Origin of the sequence: Priestia veravalensis (assembly GCF_001457055.1) — a bacterium.
In the GTDB taxonomy this organism is placed as follows: domain Bacteria; phylum Bacillota; class Bacilli; order Bacillales; family Bacillaceae_H; genus Priestia; species Priestia flexa.
Window position 1 is genome coordinate 1 of sequence record NZ_KQ758755.1, and the last position, 2,515, is coordinate 2,515.

Here is a 2,515-nt window from a genome sequence, read left to right on the forward strand (position 1 = left end):
CCTTTATATCTTTAAAATAATTGAAAAAAGGCGAAGTCGCACCGGCGACTTCACCTTTTTTCGATTATAGAGACCTTTTGTCCCAGCCTCATTTACTTTTAAAAGTAAAGTTTAAGACACCTTTGACTTTCTCTAATACTTTTTCCAACTAGATAAGGATTTATAGAAAAGGAAAATGCCGTAAAACCCTCTAGCCTTAACTACCTTTTATTGTATAATTTAAGTATATTGTTTACGTTTAGTAAAAATTTTGGGGACGGTGTTTTATATGTCATTAAAAGACGAGATCAATAAAAAAGCAAAGGAAATACAAGCAGACGGATATCCAATGTCGATTGGTGAGCTAATAAATATGTATAAAGATGAGGAACTTGTAATTAACCCTGAGTTCCAACGTTTTTTTCGCTGGACCGACATACAGAAAACTAAGCTAATTGAGTCAATACTTCTAGGAATACCCATACCGCCAATTTTTGTTTCTCAACGTGATGATGGTGTATGGGATGTTATAGACGGTTTACAAAGATTATCAACTATAATGGAATTTGTTGATGAGCTAAGGCTTCCACCAGGAAAAGAAAAAAGACCTTTAAAATTATTAGGGACAAAGTTCTTGCCTTCCCTTGAAAATAAAGTATGGAATGATATATCTGATCCTGATAATTCATTTACATCTGAGCAAAGAATCGATTTCAAACGTTCAAAGATGGATATAAAAATAATTAAAAAGGCTAGCGATAAGGATGCTAAGTATGAGCTTTTTCAAAGAATTAATACAGGTGGTACTAAGCTTGAGCCTCAAGAGGTACGAAATTGCTTACTAATAATGGTAGATAGGGATTTTTATTTATGGGCGGCTAGACTTAAAGAAAATCAACATTTTCAAAACTGTATCCCTCTGACTGAAAAGCAATATTTAGAGCAATATGATATGGAAATTTTCATGAGATATCTTGTCTATCGTCATGCTGATTTTGAAAATATAAAAGGATCAGAGGATATGGCTGAGTTTATAACTGATGAGGTAATTAATTTAATTGAAAATAAAAAGATTGATTATGATCAAGAGGAACAAATTTTTATAAAAACTTTTGAATACTTGGACAACATACTTTCGGAAGATAGTTTTCGTAAATATGATTATGAAAAGCAAAAATTCAAAGGGGCTTTTTCATTAGCTGCATTTGAAACAATTGTTGGAGGAATAAGTGAAAATATTGACAGTATTACTGCTAAAGAACCAGACCAGGTTGTAACAACAATTAAGAACATCTATAACTCAAGTTCATTTCTGTCAATTACATCAGGAAGTAGCCGACCAATTATTCGAGTAAAAGAGTTATCTAGTTTAGGAAGGAATACATTTGGACAATGAGCTCAGATTATTTAGAGAAGCTCCAAGATAAATTGGATAAAAATTTATCTTGGAGAAAAAAGGAATTAACAACTTTAAAGTCCAATATAGATTCCTCAGAAGGTGCAGTCCTTAATACCTTTATTAGAGTAGGTATTACGATTTTATACTCTCATTGGGAAGGATTTATCAAAATGGCTGCTAGGGAATATTTAAACTATTTAAACTCTCAAAGAATAGAGTGCCAGTATATGACTGATAACTTCATTACTTTACTTTTTAAATCTACAATTGTGGATGCAAGGGAATCAAATAAATCTATAGCACATCATAGAATTACGCATTCTCTTTTTAATCATTCGGGTAGAATATTTAAAGTAGATGCTATGAAGAAACTGATTGTAGATACAGAAGCAAATTTAAGTTATAAGGTTTTAGAGGACATATTATTTAGTTTAGGTTTAGACAAAACAAAATATGAACTTAAAGAGCACTATATTAAAGACATGATGGTGGATGACAGAAATAAGATTGCTCACGGAGAATATTTAGATTTAGTAAACAGTAAATTACCAGATGCAGATAAAATAGCAAAAGAGGAGTTTGAGACACTCTATAAAGAAATTCTTTCTTTAGTAGAGCACTTCAAGGATCAAATAATGGACGCAGCTACTAAAAAACTCTATCTTAAAACACCAAATTAAAAAGGAGTGTAATTTTACACTCCTTTTTGGTGTATGTAATAAAAATTTCATTTTGAAAAAATAGTAAAAAGTCTTTGGCTTTTTTTAAGAATTTAAATAATGCACAATAAACCATGAAATTTTTAGTTAGGGGTTTAAAGTATATCTAGCATAGATATTTATATATTATTAACTTGGTGTCTATGCTGATAGACAGTCCACTAGTGAGGCTAGGAACATAAAAGGAACACATAAAAACAGGTTTTTAATAATTTTCATAAGTATATTTATATTTTAAATTATGGAACTTTGTTTCATATAGGTTTTTATAAGCATAAAAATATGCCGTTTTTAGTTCAGAACTTTGATTATTGTAAATATCTAATGTACTAGTGACTGATACTACGTCAAGAAAATAGACACAGATTTCTACCGCACTTTCGCTTGGTAGCCTTCATAAAAAAGTTTAAATTTATAA

Annotated in this window: 2 protein-coding genes; both read left to right on the forward strand. The window is 30.5% G+C overall.

All coding sequences use genetic code 11. The annotated features are described in order from the left end of the window. Positions 1–268 precede the first annotated feature (268 nt). Entirely contained in the window at positions 269–1,375 is a 1,107-nt protein-coding gene (locus AS180_RS21155; RefSeq protein WP_062687462.1) for a DUF262 domain-containing protein, read from the forward strand. Then, complete coding sequence (locus AS180_RS21160) at positions 1,372–2,058, forward strand: MAE_28990/MAE_18760 family HEPN-like nuclease (RefSeq protein WP_062687463.1); 687 nt, start codon at positions 1,372–1,374, stop codon at positions 2,056–2,058. The genes AS180_RS21155 and AS180_RS21160 overlap by 4 nt, the downstream gene beginning before the upstream one ends. Positions 2,059–2,515 lie beyond the last annotated feature (457 nt).

What these genes read in the sequence shown, in the direction of transcription:
- AS180_RS21155 (WP_062687462.1), top strand. Translation starts at nt 269, where the DNA reads ATGTCATTAAAAGACGAGATCAATAAAAAAGCAAAGGAAATACAAGCA.
- AS180_RS21160 (WP_062687463.1), top strand. Translation starts at nt 1,372, where the DNA reads ATGAGCTCAGATTATTTAGAGAAGCTCCAAGATAAATTGGATAAAAAT.